The organism is Domibacillus robiginosus, assembly GCF_000966195.1.
Taxonomy (GTDB): Bacteria; Bacillota; Bacilli; order Bacillales; family Domibacillaceae; genus Domibacillus; species Domibacillus robiginosus.
In genome coordinates, this window is sequence record NZ_LAHL01000023.1 from 1 (window position 1) to 21,896 (window position 21,896).

The 21,896-nt window shown below is 43.5% G+C and carries 24 protein-coding genes, 1 pseudogene and 1 riboswitch; of the genes and pseudogenes, 9 read left to right on the top strand and 16 right to left on the bottom strand.

Annotated features, from left to right (window positions below; all coding sequences use genetic code 11):
* Positions 1-15: 15 nt before the first annotated feature.
* The 7 genes and pseudogenes from VP97_RS13115 to VP97_RS13145 form a co-directional block, all read right to left on the bottom strand.
* On the bottom strand, positions 16-630 hold the full coding sequence (locus tag VP97_RS13115) for a PH domain-containing protein (RefSeq protein WP_050182309.1): 615 nt from the start codon (positions 628-630) through the stop codon (positions 16-18).
* Between the two features lie 122 nt (positions 631-752).
* A pseudogene (locus VP97_RS13120) lies at positions 753-1,078 on the bottom strand (ABC transporter substrate-binding protein); the annotation flags it as partial.
* Between the two features lie 193 nt (positions 1,079-1,271).
* The gene (locus VP97_RS13125) at positions 1,272-1,802 is read right to left on the bottom strand and encodes a YceI family protein (RefSeq protein WP_050182311.1); all 531 of its coding nucleotides are present in this window, start codon (positions 1,800-1,802) and stop codon (positions 1,272-1,274) included.
* Between the two features lie 131 nt (positions 1,803-1,933).
* Positions 1,934-2,806 (bottom strand): YitT family protein, encoded by an 873-nt coding sequence (locus VP97_RS13130; protein ID WP_156153499.1) that lies wholly within the window; start codon positions 2,804-2,806, stop codon positions 1,934-1,936.
* 120 nt (positions 2,807-2,926) lie between these two features.
* Positions 2,927-4,408 carry a peptide MFS transporter gene (locus VP97_RS13135; RefSeq protein ID WP_050182312.1) on the bottom strand — a complete coding sequence of 494 codons (1,482 nt, stop codon included), beginning with the start codon at positions 4,406-4,408 and terminating at the stop codon, positions 2,927-2,929.
* Positions 4,409-4,567: 159 nt separating this feature from the next.
* The gene (locus VP97_RS13140; protein ID WP_050182313.1) at positions 4,568-5,305 is read right to left on the bottom strand and encodes a sensor histidine kinase; all 738 of its coding nucleotides are present in this window, start codon (positions 5,303-5,305) and stop codon (positions 4,568-4,570) included.
* Positions 5,306-5,321: 16 nt separating this feature from the next.
* Positions 5,322-6,020, bottom strand: coding sequence for a LytR/AlgR family response regulator transcription factor (locus VP97_RS13145; RefSeq protein ID WP_050182314.1), 699 nt, complete (start codon positions 6,018-6,020; stop codon positions 5,322-5,324).
* A 164-nt stretch (positions 6,021-6,184) separates the two neighbouring features.
* Here VP97_RS13145 and VP97_RS13150 point away from each other — a divergent pair, with 164 nt between their 5' ends.
* Both VP97_RS13150 and VP97_RS13155 read left to right on the top strand, forming a co-directional pair.
* Positions 6,185-6,937, top strand: coding sequence for an ATP-binding cassette domain-containing protein (locus VP97_RS13150; protein ID WP_050182315.1), 753 nt, complete (start codon positions 6,185-6,187; stop codon positions 6,935-6,937).
* Positions 6,927-8,084 carry an ABC transporter permease gene (locus tag VP97_RS13155; protein WP_050182316.1) on the top strand — a complete coding sequence of 386 codons (1,158 nt, stop codon included), beginning with the start codon at positions 6,927-6,929 and terminating at the stop codon, positions 8,082-8,084. Before VP97_RS13150 ends, VP97_RS13155 begins: the two co-directional genes overlap by 11 nt.
* A gap of 44 nt (positions 8,085-8,128) precedes the next feature.
* On the opposite strand, the gene VP97_RS13160 is transcribed toward VP97_RS13155, so the two are convergent.
* A complete protein-coding gene (locus tag VP97_RS13160) occupies positions 8,129-9,061 on the bottom strand; it encodes a manganese-dependent inorganic pyrophosphatase (RefSeq protein WP_050182317.1) in 933 nt (310 codons plus the stop codon).
* 194 nt (positions 9,062-9,255) lie between these two features.
* Here VP97_RS13160 and VP97_RS13165 point away from each other — a divergent pair, with 194 nt between their 5' ends.
* Complete coding sequence (locus tag VP97_RS13165; protein WP_050182318.1) at positions 9,256-10,527, top strand: MFS transporter; 1,272 nt, start codon at positions 9,256-9,258, stop codon at positions 10,525-10,527.
* On the opposite strand, the gene VP97_RS13170 is transcribed toward VP97_RS13165, so the two are convergent.
* The 5 genes from VP97_RS13170 to VP97_RS23315 form a co-directional block, all read right to left on the bottom strand.
* Positions 10,489-11,142 carry a uracil-DNA glycosylase gene (locus tag VP97_RS13170; RefSeq protein ID WP_050182365.1) on the bottom strand — a complete coding sequence of 218 codons (654 nt, stop codon included), beginning with the start codon at positions 11,140-11,142 and terminating at the stop codon, positions 10,489-10,491. The genes VP97_RS13165 and VP97_RS13170 overlap by 39 nt on opposite strands.
* 553 nt (positions 11,143-11,695) lie before the next feature.
* Positions 11,696-12,565, bottom strand: a complete 870-nt coding sequence (locus VP97_RS13180) for a DUF6612 family protein (RefSeq protein WP_050182320.1) — start codon at positions 12,563-12,565, stop codon at positions 11,696-11,698.
* A gap of 136 nt (positions 12,566-12,701) precedes the next feature.
* Positions 12,702-13,481 (bottom strand): SDR family oxidoreductase, encoded by a 780-nt coding sequence (locus tag VP97_RS13185; protein ID WP_050182321.1) that lies wholly within the window; start codon positions 13,479-13,481, stop codon positions 12,702-12,704.
* Between the two features lies 1 nt (position 13,482).
* Entirely contained in the window at positions 13,483-14,487 is a 1,005-nt protein-coding gene (locus VP97_RS13190; protein ID WP_050182322.1) for a lactonase family protein, read from the bottom strand.
* Positions 14,488-14,787: 300 nt separating this feature from the next.
* Positions 14,788-14,934 (bottom strand): Fur-regulated basic protein FbpA, encoded by a 147-nt coding sequence (locus tag VP97_RS23315; RefSeq protein WP_082220350.1) that lies wholly within the window; start codon positions 14,932-14,934, stop codon positions 14,788-14,790.
* A 168-nt stretch (positions 14,935-15,102) separates the two neighbouring features.
* Positions 15,103-15,213: riboswitch (TPP riboswitch) on the top strand.
* Positions 15,214-15,287: 74 nt separating this feature from the next.
* On the opposite strand from VP97_RS23315, the gene VP97_RS13195 reads away from it, so the two are divergent.
* From VP97_RS13195 to VP97_RS13215, 5 genes are read left to right on the top strand one after another with little or no spacing between them, the layout of a single operon-like run.
* Positions 15,288-15,848 carry a thiamine phosphate synthase gene (locus VP97_RS13195; RefSeq protein WP_050182323.1) on the top strand — a complete coding sequence of 187 codons (561 nt, stop codon included), beginning with the start codon at positions 15,288-15,290 and terminating at the stop codon, positions 15,846-15,848.
* Positions 15,849-15,856: 8 nt separating this feature from the next.
* Positions 15,857-16,993 (top strand): glycine oxidase ThiO, encoded by a 1,137-nt coding sequence (gene thiO / locus VP97_RS13200; protein WP_050182324.1) that lies wholly within the window; start codon positions 15,857-15,859, stop codon positions 16,991-16,993.
* Positions 16,990-17,193: a sulfur carrier protein ThiS gene (gene thiS / locus VP97_RS13205; RefSeq protein ID WP_050182325.1), complete on the top strand. Its 204-nt coding sequence runs from the start codon at positions 16,990-16,992 to the stop codon at positions 17,191-17,193. Before thiO ends, thiS begins: the two co-directional genes overlap by 4 nt.
* Before the next feature lie 2 nt (positions 17,194-17,195).
* The gene (locus VP97_RS13210; RefSeq protein ID WP_050182326.1) at positions 17,196-17,963 is read left to right on the top strand and encodes a thiazole synthase; all 768 of its coding nucleotides are present in this window, start codon (positions 17,196-17,198) and stop codon (positions 17,961-17,963) included.
* Positions 17,960-18,985 carry a ThiF family adenylyltransferase gene (locus VP97_RS13215; protein ID WP_050182327.1) on the top strand — a complete coding sequence of 342 codons (1,026 nt, stop codon included), beginning with the start codon at positions 17,960-17,962 and terminating at the stop codon, positions 18,983-18,985. The genes VP97_RS13210 and VP97_RS13215 overlap by 4 nt, the downstream gene beginning before the upstream one ends.
* Positions 18,986-19,019: 34 nt before the next feature.
* Here VP97_RS13215 and VP97_RS13220 read toward each other — a convergent pair whose 3' ends face one another.
* From VP97_RS13220 to VP97_RS13230, 3 genes are all read right to left on the bottom strand, one after another.
* Entirely contained in the window at positions 19,020-19,523 is a 504-nt protein-coding gene (locus tag VP97_RS13220; RefSeq protein WP_050182328.1) for a DUF2812 domain-containing protein, read from the bottom strand.
* On the bottom strand, positions 19,520-19,852 hold the full coding sequence (locus VP97_RS13225; RefSeq protein WP_050182329.1) for a PadR family transcriptional regulator: 333 nt from the start codon (positions 19,850-19,852) through the stop codon (positions 19,520-19,522). Before VP97_RS13225 ends, VP97_RS13220 begins: the two co-directional genes overlap by 4 nt.
* A 199-nt stretch (positions 19,853-20,051) precedes the next feature.
* The gene (locus VP97_RS13230) at positions 20,052-21,473 is read right to left on the bottom strand and encodes a DHA2 family efflux MFS transporter permease subunit (protein WP_050182330.1); all 1,422 of its coding nucleotides are present in this window, start codon (positions 21,471-21,473) and stop codon (positions 20,052-20,054) included.
* 165 nt (positions 21,474-21,638) lie between these two features.
* Between VP97_RS13230 and VP97_RS13235 the strand changes: the two genes are divergently transcribed.
* Positions 21,639-21,863 (top strand): hypothetical protein, encoded by a 225-nt coding sequence (locus VP97_RS13235; protein ID WP_050182331.1) that lies wholly within the window; start codon positions 21,639-21,641, stop codon positions 21,861-21,863.
* The last annotated feature ends 33 nt before the right edge of the window (positions 21,864-21,896 follow it).

Consider the following 21,896-nt stretch of genomic DNA (forward strand, 5'->3'; position numbering starts at 1 on the left):
CCGGCGGGATATTTTTTAATTGTTAATATATTTTTCAAATACAGCACCGAAGTCTTTGACACGATATTCATCACTTGATTTTTTCAGCCAGTCAAATGCGTAAGCATTTACTTTCTCAAATTCAGAAGCCAAATCAATCTGGGTTTTGGTAATGTTTTTAATGGAATTCGCAGACATCTCTAAACTTTGCTGTGCATAGCCAAGGTGCATCTCATTCTCCCGCTGCATTTCCGCGATTTTTAATAATGCTTTATACAAATCCTTCAATTCTTCAAGATGCTTTTTATGAACATCAATGGAATACGTTTCATTGCCTAGTGTAAATTTGATTTCTACATCCAGGTCGACGGTGCCCGCTGTTTCAAGGTACACATTTGAAACACGGTTATTTACATAATTGAAGCGGCGAAGCATGCGCTTCTTACTGACAGCGTTCGCGCCATCTACGTGAACAAGACCAAGATTGGTAAAGCAGTACTCATCTGCTTTTGATTTAATAAGGAAATAAATTTTTTCATTATCTTCATGCATGATGTAATCATCTGCATCCACCTTATCATAATCTGAAGGTTTAATAACTGCTCCCACATCACTTAGCCCTAATACGTCTGCCGCTACTTTTCCAAACATTATTCCATCTCCTTTTTCCTCAAGTATGACTACATATACGTTTATCATTTGCTAAAAGTTTCAACTTTTAAAAAACATCTTTTCAAAACACATTATTCTTACTCAAGCAGGCGGCCTGTTATTCAGTGGCGGTGCATTTTAAATTCTAAAAACAATTCATTGTAGCGAGCGAGCATGTCCGGGCCAAGATTTTCATATACTTCTAATCGATTTGTAATGTGCGCCGGTGGATAAAACTGCTCGTCGGACGTCGTTTCCTCCGGTATAAACTCCAGCGCTTTTTTATTAGGTGTAGAATAGCCAGCATATTCTGTATTCTGCGCAGCTGTTTGAGGATCAAGCACAAAATTGATAAAGCATGTGCCCCGTCGATATTTTGAGCCGTTTTCGGGATAACCATATTATCAAACCAAAGATTCGATCCTTCCTCTGGTACTACATATTCAAGTAACATTCCTTTCTTTCCCGTCACATTATAATGAATTTGAAGAAAACAAACTATATAATTTGATCAAAGAATCACATACTACTATTTTAAAAATATTTAAGGCAGCTGGAACCGCAGCCGTAAAAATAGCAATGCGAAAAAAATCAAAAAAAGCCGGGACCAGAAGAAAACTGGTACCGGCTTTTATTTATTATTATTCTCCAACAACAAATTCAAAATTCGCGCTGAATTTTACGTCTTTCCCTACAAGAACGCCGCCTGTTTCAAGCGGAGCATTCCATGTTAAACCGTATGCCTCACGATTTATCTTGCCTTCTGCATCAAAACCGGCAATGGTACTGCCATCCATTGGACTTTTTGATGTACCATTGAACTCAACTGTAAACGTTTCTGTATTTGTAACACCTTTTAATGTCAGCTGTCCTGTTACTTCATATTCATCATCGGATACTTTTTGAATAGAATCACTGACAAATGTAATTTTAGGATACTGTTCAGCATCAAAAAAGTCTCCTGAGCGAAGATGGTTATCCCGATCTTCATTGTTTGTATCAATAGATGCTGTGTCAATCGATACAGTCCATTTCGCTGTTTCTAACTGGTTTACATCGCCGTCAATTTGTACATCGAAGCTTGTAAATTCCCCTTTTGTTTTTGATACCATCATGTGTTTTACTTGAAAAGCAATTCCGCTGTGTACTTGGTCAAATGTCAATACTGCCATTTTAAATTCCCCCTTGTTTTCTAAAAGTAACTTAATAACTTAAGTATACATTATAATTATTTCGAATTCAAGATAAATATTCATCGATTCCAAAATAAAAAAAGCCCCGGCATCACACCGAAGCTTTTCAATTAGTGAATATCTTTTTTCTTGAAACGGCCGCCTCTTACTTCTGCAATATCTGCCACCGCCAGAAACGCTCCTTCATCCAGGTCTTCTACAATTGATTTTAGTTTCGCTTCTTCCAGCCGGGTAATCACACAGAAAATCACTTTTTTATCTTCACCGGTATAAGCACCTTCTCCGTTTAAATACGTAACACCGCGGCCAAGACGGGCAATGATCGCTTCTCCAATTTCTTTATACTGATCTGAAATAATCCATGCTGACTTTGACTCGTCCAGTCCCTGAATAACAACGTCAATTGTTTTAAATGCCACGAAATATGCCAGCACGGAATACATAGCTCGATCCCAGCCGAATACAAAGCCGCCCCATAAAAAAATAAAAAGATTAAAAAACATCACAATTTCGCCAACTGAAAATGGCAGTTTTTTGTTGATCAAAATAGCCAGGATCTCCGTCCCATCAAGGGAACCTCCATATCGAATCACTATCCCTACCCCTGCTCCGAGCGCAATACCGCCAAAAACAGAAGCTAAAAGAATATCACTTGTGAAAGCTGCTACTGGATGAAGGAGAGTAGAAAAGATGGCCAAAACGGCAATGCCAAAAACAGTGGAAAGGGCAAAGGTTTTCCCGATTTGTTTGTAGCCGAGGAAAAAGAACGGAATATTCAGAAAAAATAAAAAAAGACCAATTTTAATACCGGTTAAACTGGATAAAATAATGGAGATTCCTACAATCCCGCCGTCCATAATCGAGTTAGGCACAAGAAAGATTTCAATGCCGACAGCCATTAAAACAGCGCCGATAAAAAGAAACAATGTCCGCTTCAGCAATCGTCTTGCACTTGCTTTTTGATGCTGTTTTTGATGATTTATTTTTTGTGATGCTGCTTGCAGCTGTTCCACCCGCTCACCCCTTTATCCCATCTCTTTTTTCATTATAGCAAGTTCTGAAAAACAAAAAAAGCGCCCTTTAAAAAGAGGCGCTTTTCTTAGTTAGTTTACACCGCGCATTGCACGTCGAATCATTGGTGATACAAACAGCAGCACAAGGCCCAGAAGAACCGAAACGCTGCCGACTACACCGAAATAAACAAGCTCTGTATCTGCGCTATACAACCGAACAAGCTGCGCATTGATTGCCTGGGCAGATGCATTTGTTAAAAACCAAAGACTCATCGTCTGTGCACTAAAAGCCGCAGGTGCAAGCTTTGTTGTAACCGATAAGCCGACCGGTGACAGGCAAAGCTCGCCGAGAACAACAAGGAAAAAGCTGAGAACAAGCCACATTGGGCTCACGAGCGTGTCAGAACCGCCCAATGCCGGAATAATCATCACTAAAAAAGACAGCCCGGCAAAAAATAAGCCCAATGAAAACTTAACAGGCGTAGAAGGCTGGCGGCTGCCAAGCTTTACCCACAGCCAGGCAAATACCGGTGCAAGCGCCACAACAAACAGCGGGTTCAATGATTGAAACCAGGAAGATTGCAGTTCCATGCCCATAAAAGCAAGCTCAGTCCGTTTATCTGCATATTGGGCTAAAATGATCGCACCCTGCTCTTGGATCGCCCAGAACATAACGGCTGCTACAAACAATGGAATGTACGCAAGCAGGCGTGACTTTTCTTGTTCAGATGTTTTGGCACTGCGGTACATAACAAAAAAGTAAGCCGCCGGAATTAAAATGCCCAGTACACTGATTGTCATTGTGAAAACTGCAAGTGTTAGAAAACCTGTAATCAGTCCAGCCGCGACCAGCAGGGCAATAACAGCAGCTCCAATTGCTAATTGAGTAAAAACTCGTTTTTTTTCTGCCGGAGCCAACGGGTTTGGTACATATGAACCGGCTAAACCAAGGTTGTTTTTCTGTGTCTTCATATAAACAACAAGGCCTAGAAGCATACCAAATGCCGCAATACTAAAGCCTAGATGAAAATTGTATTCCTGGCCGATCGTTCCGACAATAAGCGGGGCAATAAGTGCTCCCATATTAATTCCCATGTAAAAAATGCTGAAGCCTGAATCACGGCGTGCATCTGTTTCTGCGTACAGGTCACCGACAATACTTGAAACATTTGGTTTTAAAAGACCCGTACCGATCACGATAAACGCCATGGATGCAAACAAGCCGGATGCGCCAAACGGTAGTGCCAGCACAATGTGTCCAATCATAATAAGTACGCCGCCGTAAAAAACGGTTTTGGCGGTTCCGATTAACCGGTCCGCAATCCAGCCTCCGATAATCCCGGACATATAAACAAGAGAGCCATAAATGGCCATAATAGAAGCAGCGGTTGTTTCACTTAAGCCAAGGCCGCCTTTTGACACTTCATAGTACATATAGTAAAGAAGGATCGCCCGCATACCGTAATATGAAAAACGCTCCCAAAATTCTGTGAAAAACAGCGTAAAAAGCCCCTTTGGATGACCAAAAAAGCCTCGCTGCGGCACACTGTCAACAATTGCTTTTTTATCCATGTTTCCATATCCTTCCGTTAATAATTATCCTATCAAAATTTTCAGAATGATTACACCTTTTAAATAGCAGGTGTTCAACAGGATATCAGATTTCTATTTATTATTCAAGGAAAATAAAAAAGTCAATCTTTTCAGAATTGACTTCCTTTTTACATTTATTTATTTAGTTACAATGGAAGGGATTTTAATTTTCACTGTAAAGCTCTCGTCTTTATGTATAAAATCAAGATAACCGTGAGCTGCCTGAACAGATTCCTTAATGATTTTGGTTCCGAGACCGGCATGCCCCTCTCCCTTTGTAGAAAGACCGGGCTTTATAAATAAGCGATCAACTATCTCATTGGGCAGTGGCAGTGACTCATTTTTGCAGGAAAGTAAAAATAAGCCGCTTCGTTTCGAAAGCTGAAGAACAACTGTGCCACAGCGGCCCTTTTCTTTTTGCCACTCCTTGCTTGCCTCGATGCTGTTAGAGATTAAATTACCCGTCAGCTCGACAATACTCTGATCAGACAGCGGCAGAGACGAAAGCGGAACATCCAAATCGTAGATCAGATCGACCCCTGCCTCTTTAGCACGCCTATACATGTCATGCAGAATACCCGCAACTGCGCCGGATTCTCCTTTAATGGACAAGTTCGTTTCCTCATAGCTGCCAATCAGGCCGTCCATATACGTTTTTGCTTCCAAATACTGTCCTTTTTCAAACATATACTGAAGCGCTGAAATATGCTTTAAAAAATCGTGCCTTTCACTTCGTACTAACAAAAAGGTTTTGTTCATTTTTTCCCGCTCCTGCTCAAGCCGGCTGATCTGGCGCTGACAGTCTCCCAGCCGCCTGTACCAGTAAAAACCGGCAGCTGCTGCACATACGAATAATAATAAAAACAAAACCCCCACGTTCTATACCTCCGTATTAAAAATAATTCCGCTGCAGAAACTCTACCTTTTCTTTTGTAATCATCGCTTTTTCATCCAGTCCGTCAAAAGTGACCGTATAGGAATTTTTTGCATACAAAGAAAAGTTTTTCACATAATGAATATTGATAATAAACGAACGATGCGACCGCAGAAAATCCCGTTCCCGCAGCTCGCCCTCCAGCTCATTTAATGTCATGTATGTTTTGATCGGTCCGGACTTTGTATAAATCGTCGTTGAGCGCCCTGAGCGTTCAATCAGTACAATATCTTTTTTTTGAACAATATGAATATCATTTTTTTGCTTTAAATAAAGCCGGCCCGTCATCTCAGCTGACTTTGATTTTTCTACCAGCCGCTCGATCGACTGGGTGAGCCTTTCTTTTGTGTACGGCTTCATAATATAATCATGCACATTCAGCTCAAACGCATGAACAGCGTAGCCGCTTGTGCCTGTTACAAAGATAACAGCAATATTCAGCGCATGTGAATGAATAATATCAGCAAGCTCATAGCCGGATAAATTAGGCATTTCAATATCAGCAATCAGCACGTCAATTGTTTCTTTTTTGATATGGTCATAGGCTTCCTCTGCGGACTGCGTGGCAAATACCACTTCCACATCTGCAACAGTAGATACAATTGCCTTTAGCTTGTCCAAATCGATGGTACGGTCATCTACTAGTCCAACTCTCATAACGCTCCCCCACTATGTTATGTTGTTTTTATTTTATCATTTTTTGGCAGGGAATAGATCTTTTCGCGACAGGAAACGGACGATTCGCGACAAAAAGGAAGATTCCTATCCGCACTTTTAATATGATAAGGACAAGAAATCAAACAGAGCGGGAGGAAAATAATGTGATCCATATTCAAGAAGTAACGAAAAAGTTTCAGGACAAGAAAAAGTCCGTGACAGCCCTTAAACACGTATCCTTTACGGTAAAGGAAGGCCAGGTTGTCGGGCTTCTTGGTGAAAATGGCGCAGGAAAAACAACGCTGCTCCGCTCGATTGCGACACTTTTAACACCGACAGACGGCTCGATTGAAGTGGCCGGGTTTGATACGGTCCGCAAGCCAGACGAAATTAAAAAGCGGATCGGTGTCCTGTTCGGCGGCGAAACCGGACTGTATGACCGTCTTACAGCACGGGAGAATTTAATGTATTTTGCTTCTTTATACGGGTTAAGCAAGCATGAAACAAAGGTACGGATTGACGACCTTGCCCTAAAATTCGGCATGCGGGATTATCTTGACCGGAAAGTCAGCGGATTTTCCAAAGGAATGCGTCAAAAAGTCGCTATTGCCCGGACCTTAATTCACAACCCTGAGATTATTTTATTTGATGAACCGACAACGGGGCTCGATATTACTTCATCAAATGTTTTCCGCCAGCTTGTACATCAGCTTAAGCGCGAAGGGAAAACAATTTTGTTTTCAAGCCATATCATGGAGGAAGTCGCCATGTTATGTGATTCTGTCGCAATGATTCATAAAGGCGAGCTTGTCTGCCACGAGGATTTAGAAATGCTATACACACTTGAGGGCAGTCGGGATTTAAACTACATTTTCATGTCCAAACTTGTACGAGGAGGATCTTCTTATGCTTCTTAACATTTATTTAAAAGAATTAAAGGACTGCTTCCGCGACCGCCGGACACTTCTTTTAACAGTTTTCCTTCCAATTGTGATGATGACCGGACTAACGTTGTTTTACGACAGCATGCTTTCAAATGACGATGATAATACTTATACTTTAGCTGTTGAACAAGCTTTTAAGCCGGAAGCGGAGCAGCTATTCGCTCAAACACCTAACATCGAGGTCCGTACAGCAGCAAATCCTGAGCAGGCAGTAGCAGATGGGGATGCCCAGGCCGCACTTGTGACCGGCGAATCATTTGCGGAAAACATTGAAAATGGTATACCTGCTTCTATCTCCATTATCGGTAACTCATTTAGTGAAAATTCAGCTTATGTGATGAGTGCAGCCAACGCAGCCCTGTCTGCCTTTGAGAACACAATCGTTGCAGAGCGGCTACAGGCAGAAGGCATTGATCAATCCCTTATACAGCCTTTTACGGTTGAGCAAAAAGAGATTTCCTCTGAAGGCGGCGCCATGATGATGCTATCGCTGCTCATTCCGCTTATTTTAGCACTGGCTATTGGTGTTGGTGCTGGACCGGCGGCTGCTGATTTGTTTGCCGGAGAAAAAGAGCGTAAAACAATGGAAGCACTTTTAATGACGCCAGTAAATCGGACGACTATGCTTATGGCAAAGTGGCTTGTCATCTCCACAGTTGGGATTGTAATCGGTTTGGTAACACTGTTAGTTGTTTGTCTTGAAGTAGCCTTTTTAACAGAAAACTTGCGGGAAGCAATACAATTTGGCGATCAATTCCCTTTGATCATCGGTTTTGCTCTTCTTGTAACCGTTGTGTACTCAATGTTTAACGGTGCTCTTTTAATGCTGACAAGCATCGTCGGTAAAACAATTAAAGAATCTCAAAGCTACAGTGCACCTGTTATGATGCTGTCTGTTTTTCCAGCAATGTTTATTACGAACCTTGGAGTCAACGAATTGACTGTAAAACATTTTGCCATTCCCATTTTAAACTTGTTTAGCATTTTAAAGGAATTGCTGGCAGGTGTCATTAATTACGAGCATCTAGCGCTGATGGTAGGCACGAACCTTCTTATAATTGTTTTATTCATTACGTTGGGCCGTCTGCTGTTCTTAAAAGATAAATGGGTCATGAATTAAGAAAAAAGCTGTCTCTTCGGGATGAAGAGACAGCTTTTTCACGATTAACGTTCTTGAAGAATTTCTGTTAATACAGGAACGATTTGTTTTTTACGGGAAACCACGCCTTTTAAAAGGGCCTGATTACTTTCAAGTTTTACATTAAATGCTTCTTCTACAGCCGATGTTTCTGCTCCAATAGCAATGGCTACAGAGTCACTGTTTAAGATGTCTGTAATGACAACAAGGAATAAATCAAGCGTTTTTTCCACGATCGCATTTGTTACGGCTTCTTCCAGCTCTGCTTTGAGCGCTAGCACATCTGCCGGGTCAATCGCGTTAATTTGTGCGATTTCTACTTTTTTGCTGCCCATCGGGAATACTTTGGCGTCGATACCGATCAGCTCTTCAGCTGTTTTGCCGCTTAAATCTGCGCCGGCTTTCAGCATGCTAAGACCATACTCATTCGCATCTACTCCTGCGATTTCAGCCAATTCCTGTGCTGCTTTTACATCCTGCTCTGTGCATGTCGGTGATTTAAACAAAAGAGAATCGGAAATGATCGCTGACAGCATTAAGCCCGCAATATTCTTTTCAATTTCCACACCATGTTCTTTGTACAGCTTGTTTAAAATTGTTGTTGTACAGCCCACCGGTTCAGCCCGGTAGTAAAGCGGATCTGCTGTTTCAAAGTTAGCAATACGGTGATGGTCAATAACTTCAAGAACATGTACATCATCAATATCGTCTACGCTTTGCTGACGCTCGTTATGATCAACTAAAATGACTGAATCCACTTCCGGTGAAGCTTTTTCAATGAAGCGCGGGGCTTCTGCATTAAACGTTTGTAAAGCAAATGCTGTCTCATCATTGATATCTCCAAGACGAACGGCTTCCACGTCAAGTCCAAGCTTTGTTTTCAAGTCAGCATATACGATCGCTGAGCAGATAGAGTCCGTATCCGGATTTTTGTGACCAAAAATAAATGTTTTTCCCAATGGTTTTCCCTCGCTTTATGTAGAGTATTCCGTTTCATTTTAACGCAAAACGAAAAAAGTTTCCTTCTTTAATTTCAGTATAGCGAAATTGATCATAAATTCCCATAAGATTAATAGGTTTAAATATTAAATTATTGTAAAGGGCAGGAAACCAGTTCAACCGATTCGAATTGTACTAATATGGAGGTGCCTCTATGCCGAAAAAACATGGATGGAAGCTGTTTTTCACAATGCCCGTTTTGTCATGGGCGCTGTATGACTTTGCAAATACCATTTTTTCATCTAACATTACAACAATCTTTTTTCCTTTTTATGTACAGGAAGTCGCCGGAGGAAGCGAACGACTTGATCAAATCGCCAGCACCTTTTTATCGTATGCAAATGCAGTCGCCAGCTTTTTTCTCGTTATTTTTTCACCGCTGTTTGGTGTATGGATTGATCGGAGCGGCCATAAAAAGCGATACGTCGTCATATTTGCTCTTGCAGCCATTTTATTCACCGCTTTGATGGGGCTGACGGCACCCAAGGATTTTGGTGAATGGAGCGGGCTTCCAGCGGCGTTTGTCATTGTGGTAATCCTGTTTGTGGCGGCTAAGTTTTTCTACCAGTCCAGCCTGGTTTTTTACGACGTTATGCTGGGCGACATTGGGACGAAAGAAACTCTGCCGCTACTTTCCGGCTTTGGCGTCGCAGTCGGTTACATGGGTACTCTTGTTGGTCTGGCTGTTTATCCGCTTGTGGCCAGCGGCTCTTCTTCAAACGCATTTTTGCCGACTGCTGCCTTGTTTTTTCTTTTTACGCTGCCGCTGATTTTTTTCTACAAAGAAGTGCCGGGTCCTGTACAGGCGAAGCGGCCTTTTTTTGCCGGTTATCGCGACATTTGGGCGACATTTAAAGACATGAAAAAGTACCGGCCTATCTTTTTGTTTATGATTGTTTATTTTTTTCTTAATGATGCCATCGCTACTGCCATTGCCATGATGGCCGTTTATGCAAAAGCAATTGTCGGCTTTACCTCCGGAGAATTTATTTTGCTTTACCTTGTGTCAACTGTTTCAAGCATCGCCGGTTCATTTGTTTTCGGCTATATTACGAGGGCCGCTGGGGCAAAAAAATCCGTATTTTATGTCGGCATCATTTTGTTTGCTGCTCTTTTGCTTGGCACATTTGCCGTTAACCAGCCAATGTTCTGGGTAACCGGCAGCTTGTTTGGTGTTGCGCTCGGCGCCGTCTGGGTCACTTCCCGTGTATTGATTATCGAGCTGTCACCGGAAAACAAACGCGGCCAGTTTTTCGGTCTGTTTGCGTTTTCTGGAAAATTATCCGCGATCGTCGGACCGCTTATGTACGGCACCATCACCCTCCTGCTGGCTGACTATGGAGATATTGCCAGCCGTGCCGCCCTTTCGTCACTAATGCTGTTTGTTTTAATCGGATTGATCGTTCACCGAAAGATTCCTGCGTAATAGAAGAAGCTTTTCCATATCTTCATGAATGAGCTCAAGCAAACGGCGATTATAAAAGATAGAGGCTGGGTGAAAGGTAGGAAAAATACGATAGGCTTTATCGGTCCATTGAAATCGCTCTTCCTTTAGCTGCAGCACTGGCTGCACCAGCAGTTCACCATGAAGATCTGATACTTTTTTGTCGTTTCCGACCAGCCGCTTTAAACCAATATTGCCGAGTGTGACGATAATCGGCGCCTGCACGTGCTCAATCTCATAATCCAGGAGAGGTGCATGGGCCAGAATTTCCCGGCTGGTCGGGGCACGGTTATACTTCCTCTTAATTTTAGTGCCGTCCGGCCCCCTTTTTTCTCCCCATTTATAAGGACGGCTTCGAACTGCACTGGTAATATATACTTCTTCCCGGCTGACTCCAGCCATTTCTAAAAACTTCATTAACTCTTTTCCTGCCCGTCCGCTGAATGGAATGCCATTTCCAATTTCAGTTTCACCGGGTGCTTCGCCAACAAGCATCAGCTTCGGCTGCTTCGGCCCGCTGCCATATACAAAACCTTCTACAGGATAAGGTTCAATTCTTTTTTTACCAAGCTCGGCAAGCTCTTCCGGAATTTTCATAAAATCGCTTCCTTCTTTTTTACTCATCTTTCCCTTTCCTTCACATGAAAAACCCCGCTTTTAAAAGCGGGGTTTCAGACTATAGACAAATGATTGATAACCGTGCACATGAGAATAGGATAGATCGGCGGCGTCCGGGCAGCTCCGCTTTCCATGGGGCAGACGCCGAGCCCGACTTCGCCTGGCGGCTCCAACGGTCTCTGCTGCCAGCTCGTCCCATAGGAGTCTGCGCTGACCCGGACGCCGCCAAGTGGCTTGCGACAAGAGGGTATAGAGCGAATAAAGTTGTATTTTTTCTTTTTAAAAAAAGAGAGAATGTCTATCCAGTTCCTAGCTGATTGATCTTCAAGACTACTTAGTGAAGCCGGCCGGACGAAGGCTCCTGCGGGAAGTACAGTGAGTCGGGAGATCCCGCAGGCGCAAGCCGAGGAAGCTCCCGCACTGCCCTAAGGGGCGCGCAGTCCGGCAGTCTTCACTTATCGGCTCTTTTTTTGAAAGAGAAAGACTTTGTCTACACACTGAAACCCCACTTTTTCAAAAGCGGGGTTTTTTTTTACATTTGCATTTCCTGCGCATTATTCACGACATCATCCGGAACAGTGATCGCTTCTACTTCATTGTAATTACTGTAGTCGGCATTCATGACCTGATTCATTGTCATCGATTGGCCTTCCATTTCCATCGTCATATCCATTATCATATCAACCGCTGTTGTTTGGAACGTTTCTTTATCAATATTGATCGTGTAATCGACTTTTTTAATGTCGATGCCTTGCATCATTTCGTCCATCGCAGCTTGATTGTCCTGCCCTTCCACTTGCGGCAAAAATTGCTCCATTTGATCTTGAATCAGTTTATTGAATTTGCTTCCGGATGCCTCCAGCTTTAATACGTAAGCATCCTCGGTCTGCTCAAAGGTAAAGTCATCTTTAAATGATTCAAGCTGCTTCAATTGCTGGGACGGGTCTGACTGCTGCTCAGTCATTTGAGCGATTTGATCATACATTTCGGACGGCATTTTGATCCAGCCGCCACCCTCTGGATTTTTCATGAAAAATCCCTGCTCGGTCATGTACATTTCCATATCCATCTGCTGACTTTCTTCAGAGCCGTCCGCTGCCACAGTCGTCGTGCCTTTTTGGTAAATAGCGAGCGGTTCCATTGTAATATCCATGTCCATTACTGAGTCGGTTTCCATTTTTAAATTCTGGGATGGCTGTTCCATTTTTTGTGTCATATCTACTTTTGCACTTAAGCTTTTTGTTTCATTTGACACTTCCATCGACTTGTCAAATACTTCACCGAGCGTTATCTCGCTTGTTTGTTCTTTAGTCGTTTCTGGCGTTGGTTCCGCTGTTTGTCCGCATGCTGCGAGACCCATTGTGAGGAAACCTGCTGCTGTCAGCTGAGCCCATTTTTTCATGTTTGAATTCTCTCCTTTTTTGGATTCTACTAGACTATACGGATCAAAAGCGTCAAAGTTTCAACCAAATTTCAATAAGGAAAATGGGCCTACAAAAAGAAAAAACCGGATAATCCGGTTTTTGATCTTCCGCTATTTAAAGAAGTGATTCAATCCCATCAACGTATACAACAGATCCTGTTACATGACTTGCAGCATCACTGGCAAGGTAATGAACAAGGTCCGCCACTTGCTCTGGTTGTCCGGAACCTCCTGCCAGCGGCTGATTGCCTTCTGGGTATTCAATTGGGATTGTAATTTCCTTCAGCTTTTCCTCTTCTTTATTTGTGCTGTCATCAATATTTGTATCAATGGCCCCCGGGCAAACAATATTTACACGTATTTTAAATTGTGCAAGCTCTACGGCGGCCATTTTGCCAAGACCGACCTGGCCAGCTTTTGTTGTTGCATAAGCTGAGAATCCAAAGTTTTTAAACGTACGTGTGCCATTAATGGACGAGGTAATAATAATACTTCCGCCCTGCTTTTTTAAATAAGGAATGGTGTATTTGAGCGTTAAAAAAGTTCCGCTTAAATTTGTCATCATGACCGAATTCCAATCTTCTGGATCTAAATGCTCAAGCGGCGTAAAGGTACCGTTCTGACCTGCATTTGCAAATACAATATCGATACCGCCGAACCTCTCCGCACCTTCCTTAATTGCTTTTTCCATCTGGTCTGCTTTTGATACATCTGCAGTTACATGGATAGCGCGGTTCTCACCAATTTCACGAACAAGCTGGTCTGAATCTTCCGGGCTTCGGTCCAGCAGAATGACGTTTGCGCCGGCTTCTGCCATTTTAATGACGGCTGCTCGGCCAATTCCTGATCCTGCTCCTGTCACCAGCGCTGTTTTTCCTGATAAAGATGTATTCATATTAATCCTCTCCTCTCTTAATTACACAAACTGGCTGGGTAGCGGCTGTTTTTCCACCCGTAAAAACAGGCAGGCCATTTGGCTGGATTTTAAACAAGCAAATTTCATCAGAATCCTGAAATGCAACAATTAAAAAAGGCTCCTCTGTGAGTGCATAAAAGCTGCGGGGTGTTTTTCCATCTACTTTGACGTGACGCGGTTCAGACAAACTGCCGTCCGGCCCGATATCAAAAACAGCCAGGCCATTCCACCCGCGAATCGCCGCATATAAAAAGCGATGGTCCGAGCTTATTTGCACATCTGCGCCTGTATGCTCACCACTGTAGCCTGCCGGCAGTCCGGCCAGTGTATCCAAATGAGTAATGCTGCCTCCATCTCCAACCTTGTAAATAGAAACAGTAGAATCAAGTTCATTCATCACATAAACGACCGGGTGCTTTGGGTGAAAAAGAGCCATACGAGGTCCGGCTCCTGGTGCGGCCTTTACTTCTTTTATAATCTCCAGATTTTGTTTGTCGTACACAACAAGCGTGTCCGTCCCAAGGTCGCAGACGAGCAGGTGGCGGCCATCTGGAAAAGGTGTAACCGAGTGAACATGCGGAGCATCCTGTCTTTCTTCATTGGGCCCGCTTCCTTCATGCTTGGAAAAAGCAACTTTTTGTATAGAATCACCGTTTCGCTCATATTTCGTTACTGATCCTCCGTAATTCGCTGTCCACGCATATGTATTTTCTGCGTAAATATGACACGGTGCCATTTCTCCCGAATCGGCTGTTCCTTTTAGTACAAGTTGTTCGGATTCAATACTGAAAAGAGCTGCTTTTCCATCCATCGATTCAGAGGCTGCATATAAAAAACCGTCTGCTTCTGCTAAAAACGACGGATTTTCCACACCGCTAAAGCGGTTTGTGACAGTGAGCGTTTCCGCTTCTGTGTCAACGATTACTTTGTAAATACCCGGCTCTTCCTTTTTTGCGTAGCTTCCTATCCAGAGTGTATGGTTCACCAGTCAATCCCTCCCATTTGCGTTTCGGTTTATTTTTTCTTATTACCCCGTCTTTTTCTTTTTCATACCTGACGGCTGTAATTTTATTCAACGAATTCGGCTTATACTATTTAAACAGGTCAGCCTCGTATCACTGCACGACTATTTTTGTGCTGACAACTCTTTTGCATGGGTAAAAGCGCTCTGGCGTTTTGTTTAAAATGAATACCATCTTATTATTTTTTCTCCTTTCAGCAAAATTATTCCGTTGGTGTATATAGAAAAAACCGCCCAGGCGCACGAAAGCGCCTGGGCGGTTTTTTAATTATTTATCGTTTCACTTTGATCGCTTAAATACATTAATTCTTCCGTTGACAATTCGTAAAGCTGGCGGTCGCCATGCTTAAAAATCCCTTGTGCCATAAGCTTTTCAATCCAGATCATTTGTTCATTTTCTGCTGTATGCATGGTGTTTTTCCCCTTTTTTCTTGTTACTCTTATTTTATTCCCCCGAGCCGAACTTTATGAAACATACTTCGCGACAAATAAAGACAAGAAAAAAAGACAGTCCTTCTTAATTTACGAAATTACCGTGACACTGCTTCTTGTTTGTGATATTCTTAAAAAAACTGAATATTCTTCCACTGGAGGTGCCTTTTAAAAAGGCTGAGATCAAAGTGAATGACTTTGGGATTCCTGGAACCTGATCCAGTTCATACTGGCGTAGGAAAGTGGCGAAGACCTTTATACCAGTCAATCTATGTGCATTCAGCGCTGCTTTCTTTCATAAGAAAGCAGCGCTTTTTATTTTGTTTTAGGAGGTGAGGCAGCTGATTCATGCTGTAACTGATGGAGCCGGTCTGCCGGATTTCGTGCAAACAAAGCTGCTTTCTCTTGTCCCTGAAATCGATGCCGTTTGTATCCGAGAAAAAGAATTGTCTGCACAACAGCTTTTCACTCGCCTGACCGGCTTGATTGAGCGGGGAATGCCGCCCGAAAAACTGATTCTTCACTCATCACCCGATCTAGTGCCCTTTCTGCCGGTATTAGGCGTTCATTTTTCTGAATTTGATGAGCAGCTGACAGATTTTAAACAGAAGTATCCTGACAAGCTTGCCGGTCGATCAGTTCATTGTATTTCTTCTGCTCGAAAAGCGGAATCCCAGGGAGCTGACTATCTTTATTTTGGTCACGTCTTTGCTACAAACTCCAAAAAAAACCTGCCCGGACGAGGACTTGATGTCCTGCATCAAGTAACCCAGGCAGTTACCATTCCAGTTATTGCGATTGGCGGCATTCATGAAGGCAATATAGCTCAGGTTCGGCAGGCAGGAGCTTCCGGTGCCGCGATGATTTCTGCTTTTTTCAATAGAAAGGTGTGAAGCAGTACATGAACAAGTACGAATATATTTTAATTGGAGGCGGTGTCATTGGCTGTTCCATCGCTTATCGCCTCGCAAAATCGGGTTTTTCTGTTGCGCTGTTTGATTCGGACTCTGCCGGTAAAGCTTCAATGGCAGCGGGCGGAATGCTCGGGGCGCAAAATGAATTTGAATGTGAAAACCCGCTCATGGAAATCGCACTCGAAAGCCGGGATTTATTCCCCGATCTGCGTGATGAGCTTTTTGAAGAGTCAGGCATCGACATCGAATTTCGAAAAGCCGGCCTTTTAAAAGTAGCCGCATCTGAAGAAGACCGCGACTCTTTACTAGCTCAATATCGTTTTTTAGCAGGAAAAGATGCGACTGTTTCCTGGCTTGAGCCTCAAGATGTGCCAAAAAAAGAACCGCAGTTAACAAGTCTTACAGCCGGTGCCATTTATTTAGAAAAAGACAATCAGGTGAAAGCACCTTTGCTTGCGTTTGCCCTGCTTCGATCAGCGGTCAATGCAGGAGTTCATGTTTACGAGCATACAGCCATTCACGAGCTGATCATACAAAACGGACAAGTTCTCGGGGTGAAAACAAAATCAAGCAATGTATATGCAAGCCGGGTGATCAATACAGCTGGTGCCTGGAGTTCAGCCCTTCTAGAAGGTACAGGCTTCACGCCGCCTGTTATTCCTGTGAAAGGTGAATGTGTGTCCATTAAACTCTCAAAAGAAGCACCAGTTAAAACGATATTCGCAGTTGACGGTTGTTATATTGTGCCAAAAAGAAACAATGAGATGCTGATCGGCGCGACATCTACACCACATTCGTTTGATCCGTCTGTATCGGCTGGCGGTATTCGTTCACTTTTAAACCGGGCAGCGCGCCTGCTTCCCATTTTAGATACAGGTACCATTGAGCGAACCTGGTCCGGAGTCCGCCCTCAAGCGGCAGACCACCTCCCTGTTATCGGTGCCCACCCGTTTGTTGACGGCTTATACATATGCACCGGACATTATCGAAATGGCATTCTGCTGAGTCCTATCACTGGATTGTTAATGGAAAAATATTTGAGCGGCTGTTCAAAGACTGCAGCACGTCTTGCGCCGTTTTCTCCAGCACGCTTTTTATCACAAAAGGAGGCAGTCCCTGTATGAAAATGACGGTAAATGGACGCGAAGTAGATGTACCGGAAAATGTAAGGACGGTACGTGACCTGCTTGACCACTTTAATTTAAATAAAGATCTTGCCATTGTGGAATTGAATCAGTCTATTTTAGATAAAACAACGCGGGATGATCAAAAACTGACGAATGGCGACCGCATAGAAATTGTACAATTTGTAGGAGGCGGATAAATATGTTAAAGATTGGACCTTATTCATTTGAATCCCGGCTATTGCTCGGTACAGGCAAATTCCCTGATTTTGATGTGCAAAAAGCGGCAGTGGAAGCTTCACAAACGGAAATTTTAACGTTTGCCGTGCGCCGGATGAATATCTTCGAGCCGAACCAGCCAAACTTTTTAGAAAAAATAGAAGCAAAAAAGTATACTCTGCTGCCAAACACAGCCGGTGCTAAAACGGCGGAAGAAGCAGTGCGGATTGCCAGGCTTGCCAAGGCATCCGGTTTATGTGACATGATTAAGGTAGAGGTCATCGGCTGCGATAAAACACTGCTTCCAGACCCGGTAGAAACGCTGCGTGCTTCTGAAATGCTGTTAGAAGAAGGATTTATCGTTCTTCCATATACATCGGATGATGTTCTTTTAGCCAAGCGGCTTGAAGACCTTGGCTGTCATGCGATTATGCCTGGTGCGTCTCCAATCGGCACTGGTCTTGGGATTGTCAACCCGCTTAATATTCATTACATTATTGAACAGGCGAATGTCCCGGTCATTGTAGATGCAGGCATCGGCACTCCATCTGATGCTGCGAAAGCAATGGAGCTGGGTGCAGATGGTGTACTGCTTAACACAGCTGTTTCTGGCGCACAAAACCCGGTTCAAATGGCAGAAGCAATGAAATACGCTGTGCTTGCCGGACGGAGTGGATTTGAAGCAGGACGGATTCCGAAAAAGCTTCATGCGAATGCCTCAAGTCCGCTTGAAGGAATGAGCGTGCTTTGATAGACCGCTACTCAAGGCAGGTGCTGTTTCCAGGCATTGGACGAAGCGGACAGGATTTGCTGCGAACAAAACATGTGCTGATCATTGGCGCTGGGGCTCTCGGTGCGGCCAACGCAGAAATGATCGCCCGGGCCGGTGTCGGGCATATTACTATTGTAGACCGGGATTACGTAGATTTTTCTAACTTACAGCGGCAGAACTTATACACTGAGCAAGATGCCATAGACAGGATGCCAAAAGCCGAAGCAGCAGGAAAAAGACTAAACGCCATTAATTCAGATGTTCGTGTAACTGCTCTCACACAAGATGTTGATGCCGCTTTTTTAGAATCTATCCTCACAAGAAATAATATTGATTTGATTGTGGATGGGACCGATAATTTTGATGTGCGTTTTATTTTAAATGATACCGCTCAAAAATATCGGATCCCGTGGGTGTACGGAGCCTGCGTTGCTTCAGGCGGCTTGTCGATGCTGATTGTGCCTGGTAAAACACCGTGCCTGCATTGCTTAATGGATACAATGCCGGGAGCAGGTGCTACCTGTGACACCGCCGGCATTATTTCACCCGCTGTGCAAATGACTGCGTCGGTTCAAACCGCGGAGGCGCTCAAATGGCTTTCAGGAAGGACAGATGCACTGCGAGGAACTATTTTTTCCTTTGATTTATGGAAAAATCAATTTTCATCGGTAGATGTACAGCGTATGAAAAAAAACGACTGCCCTTCCTGCGGCACAAAACCTGTTTATCCATTTCTCTCATACGAGCGGACGACTAAATTTGCTGTCCTGTGCGGACGTGATACCGTGCAGATCCGCCCAGCTGATGTAACGGAGAGAAATCTGTCTGAGCTCGCCGGGCATATTCAGCAGACAGCAGATATTACTCATCAGAACGGCTTTTTGCTTTCATTTCAGCATGCACCTTACACAGTGACCGCTTTTAAGGACGGCCGGGTGTTTATCCAGGGCGTGTCTTCTGTTGAAGAGAGCAAGCGGGTGTATTATCAGTATTTCCAATAAACAAAAAATTGCGGCTAGGTGTTGCCGCAATTTTTTATTTATAGAATTGTAATTTCTTTTTAAGTGAGACAAACAAACACAGATATAATACAACTCCAAACGCAGCAAGCGCTGCAACGGCTTTTTGTACAGGATGGCCATGCCACGTAAGGAAAAGGCCGGCCTGGCTGCAAATAAGCAAAAGAAACATCATAAGATAAAACTGAAGCATTCTCTGTACGGATTCTTTCATTGATTCCAAATCTGTATAAAGTTTTTTTACTCCTGGCTGATCAGCTCTTTTTTTAAAATAGTGGAACCTGCCCATGCTGCTGTCAACATGCTTCCACCCTGCTTCCTTATAAAAAGAAAAGTATTCTTGACTCGCTTCATTAAAATCAATTTGGTAAATGTATTCTTCCTCTGGATTTTGGTTAAAATTATATACGCCAAAATAGTACTTCTGAAAATGGAATCCTTTTGACGACATATCAGTCAGCCACTTTTCTTCTTTTTCAATGTTAGATGCCAGAAAAAGCCTTATTTTTTTTATAGTCATCTTTTTTCTTCCCCCATTACTCGTTTGGTATGAGAAACAACAGATAAAATCCGCTTGTATTCCAGGTCTAATACTTCTCTTCCTAAATCCGTCAGCACATAATATTTCCGCCGATCAGCATCTATAACCTTTACTTGTTGAATGATGCCTTGCTTCTGCAGCTTTCCAAGCGCACCATAAAGAGTTCCCGGCCCTAATGCCACGCTTCCTTCACTTATTTTTTCAACATCCTGCATCACCGCATAGCCATGCCGGCATTCACGCAAAGCTAATAAGATGTAATAGGTCGCTTGTGAAAGCGGCAAAAATACTTCTGGTTGTTCGCTCATTTCTTCACCCCAATTATATCGCACCACGATATATCAACTAGCGATATATTATCATTCTTTTATATATTTTCAATAAAAAAAGAGCCGGCTTCCCTGAAGGAACGACTCTTTTCTTATTTACCGATCGAACGATCAATGATAACTGCCATTTTTTATTTCGGCCGTTATATCTCATCTTCCAGCCTTTATTTTTTCAGACTCAGTATTCGTTTTTCTGAAATATTGTCTTTACGGACTGCTTTTTCCTCAGCAAAAAAGCAAGCGGAAGCGCCACAACGAGTGGGGTAAGTGAATATAAAAACACGTCACCTGCTGCTGTTGCAGAGGAAGCATGAGCTTCTGTTCCTCCTTCCGTGTAAACCGAGGAACGAAACGCCAGCAGCGCTGAAAACAAAGCGATGGATAGGGAAGCAATCGATTGGCGCGTCCAGTTATTGAGTGCAGATGCGTAGCCAGCTAATTCCACCGGTATAGCCGACATACCTGCATTCGTAATTGGCATATTGCAAAGAGCAATGCCAAGGTAGCGCACCGACGTCCAAATGATCACATAGCTCATGGTCGTCTGAATACTTAAGTGCCCCATCATGTAACTGCCGATAATCATAATAAACAGCCCTGAGAAAATAAGCGGTGCCGGCCCCGTTTTATCATACAGCTTGCCAGTTACCGGTGTAAACAGCGCCATCACGAGCGCCCCCGGCATCATAATAAGTCCTGTTTCAAGCGCACCGAATTCGAGTGAGCTTTGCAGAAAAATCGGTACTAAAAATGCCCCCGCGTACAGCCCAACAGACATAACGGCACTAAGCAAAAGACTGTAAGCATAACGGCGGTGCGTCAGTACTTCAAAGTTCAGCAGCGGAAACTGGACACGGAGTTCGCGCCGTACAAATAAAAACAGCAAAATGAGTGCTGTACCCGCGACGGCTAATTTTTTCACATTTGTGAATCCCCACGACTCTGCTTCTGCAAAAGCAGTCAAAAGAAGAATACTGCCTATAAAGGACAATAAAAGCCCCGGCAGATCAAACGGCATTTTCGCCCCTGCGTCTGTCCCGGGAATAAATACCGCTGCTGCCCAAATGGCCGCTGCTGCAATCGGAAGATTTAAATAAAATAATGCCGGCCAGCCCGCAACATCGATAAAAAAGCCGGCAAGCACCGGACCGAGAGCTGGCGCAAGTACCGCCGACAAACTCCACAAGCTGATGCCGTACGCCTGTTTTCTTTTTTCTATCGTTTTATATACGAGTGTCATGGTAGATGGCATTATCATGCCGCTGAATGTCCCCTGCAAAATACGCAGTACAATTAAGCTTTCCATACTCCAGGCAAACACACTGATTAGCGAGCAAACAAAAAAGCCAATGAGCGCCGCTAAATACACACGCTTAAAGCCAAAACGTGCGCCAAACCAGCCTGCAGCCGGTGCTACCGCCCCGGCTGCCAGCATAAACCCTGTTACTGTCCACTGTGCTGCCGGCAGATCTGCGTGAAACTCACTCATAAATGCTGGAACGGCTACGTTGACAGTAGATGTATTCATCACTGCTAGAAAATTCCCGAAAAAAACAGCAAAAATAATCGACCAAAAAGCCGTTTCTTTTTTTTCTTCCACGTTCTTACACCTGATTTCTATTTAATCTGTTCCCTATTATAACAAAAAACTTCGTGTCACGAAATGTCAGCTCGGCTTTCCCTTTTTTAATACAGCTTAATACGTCCCGCTTTTTGGAAAAGAATGTGCTACACTAAGAAAAAAAGTGGAAAGGATACGGCCAGAATGCTAAAGCGCTTTGTTTTTGTCATTCCTGTTATGGTAATTGTTTTCTCCATTGCCACCTGGATGTTGAACAAGGATTATGCCATGATTGCACGCGATACCCGCCTGCTTATTTCCGCCGGGGCGGCCCTTTTTTCCGGTTTGATTTCATTTTTCCTGCTAAAAGGTGATGCAGAAGAGCTAGCTGCCGCCCACCGGGATCGCCAGAGCAGGAGTAAAAAGTAAAAAACGCTTGTCTCGATTGAGACAAGCGTTTTT

Coding starts and splice junctions, on each gene's coding strand:
- thiS (WP_050182325.1), top strand. CDS start 16,990: ATGAAAATGACGGTAAATGGACGCGAAGTAGATGTACCGGAAAATGTA.
- VP97_RS13210 (WP_050182326.1), top strand. CDS start 17,196: ATGTTAAAGATTGGACCTTATTCATTTGAATCCCGGCTATTGCTCGGT.
- VP97_RS13180 (WP_050182320.1), bottom strand. CDS start 12,565: ATGAAAAAATGGGCTCAGCTGACAGCAGCAGGTTTCCTCACAATGGGT.
- VP97_RS23315 (WP_082220350.1), bottom strand. CDS start 14,934: ATGCATACAGCAGAAAATGAACAAATGATCTGGATTGAAAAGCTTATG.
- VP97_RS13115 (WP_050182309.1), bottom strand. CDS start 630: ATGTTTGGAAAAGTAGCGGCAGACGTATTAGGGCTAAGTGATGTGGGA.
- VP97_RS13155 (WP_050182316.1), top strand. CDS start 6,927: ATGCTTCTTAACATTTATTTAAAAGAATTAAAGGACTGCTTCCGCGAC.
- VP97_RS13220 (WP_050182328.1), bottom strand. CDS start 19,523: ATGACTATAAAAAAAATAAGGCTTTTTCTGGCATCTAACATTGAAAAA.
- VP97_RS13170 (WP_050182365.1), bottom strand. CDS start 11,142: ATGAAAATTCCGGAAGAGCTTGCCGAGCTTGGTAAAAAAAGAATTGAA.
- VP97_RS13125 (WP_050182311.1), bottom strand. CDS start 1,802: ATGGCAGTATTGACATTTGACCAAGTACACAGCGGAATTGCTTTTCAA.
- VP97_RS13135 (WP_050182312.1), bottom strand. CDS start 4,408: ATGGATAAAAAAGCAATTGTTGACAGTGTGCCGCAGCGAGGCTTTTTT.
- VP97_RS13165 (WP_050182318.1), top strand. CDS start 9,256: ATGCCGAAAAAACATGGATGGAAGCTGTTTTTCACAATGCCCGTTTTG.
- thiO (WP_050182324.1), top strand. CDS start 15,857: ATGAACAAGTACGAATATATTTTAATTGGAGGCGGTGTCATTGGCTGT.
- VP97_RS13225 (WP_050182329.1), bottom strand. CDS start 19,852: ATGAGCGAACAACCAGAAGTATTTTTGCCGCTTTCACAAGCGACCTAT.
- VP97_RS13145 (WP_050182314.1), bottom strand. CDS start 6,020: ATGAGAGTTGGACTAGTAGATGACCGTACCATCGATTTGGACAAGCTA.
- VP97_RS13185 (WP_050182321.1), bottom strand. CDS start 13,481: ATGAATACATCTTTATCAGGAAAAACAGCGCTGGTGACAGGAGCAGGA.
- VP97_RS13235 (WP_050182331.1), top strand. CDS start 21,639: ATGCTAAAGCGCTTTGTTTTTGTCATTCCTGTTATGGTAATTGTTTTC.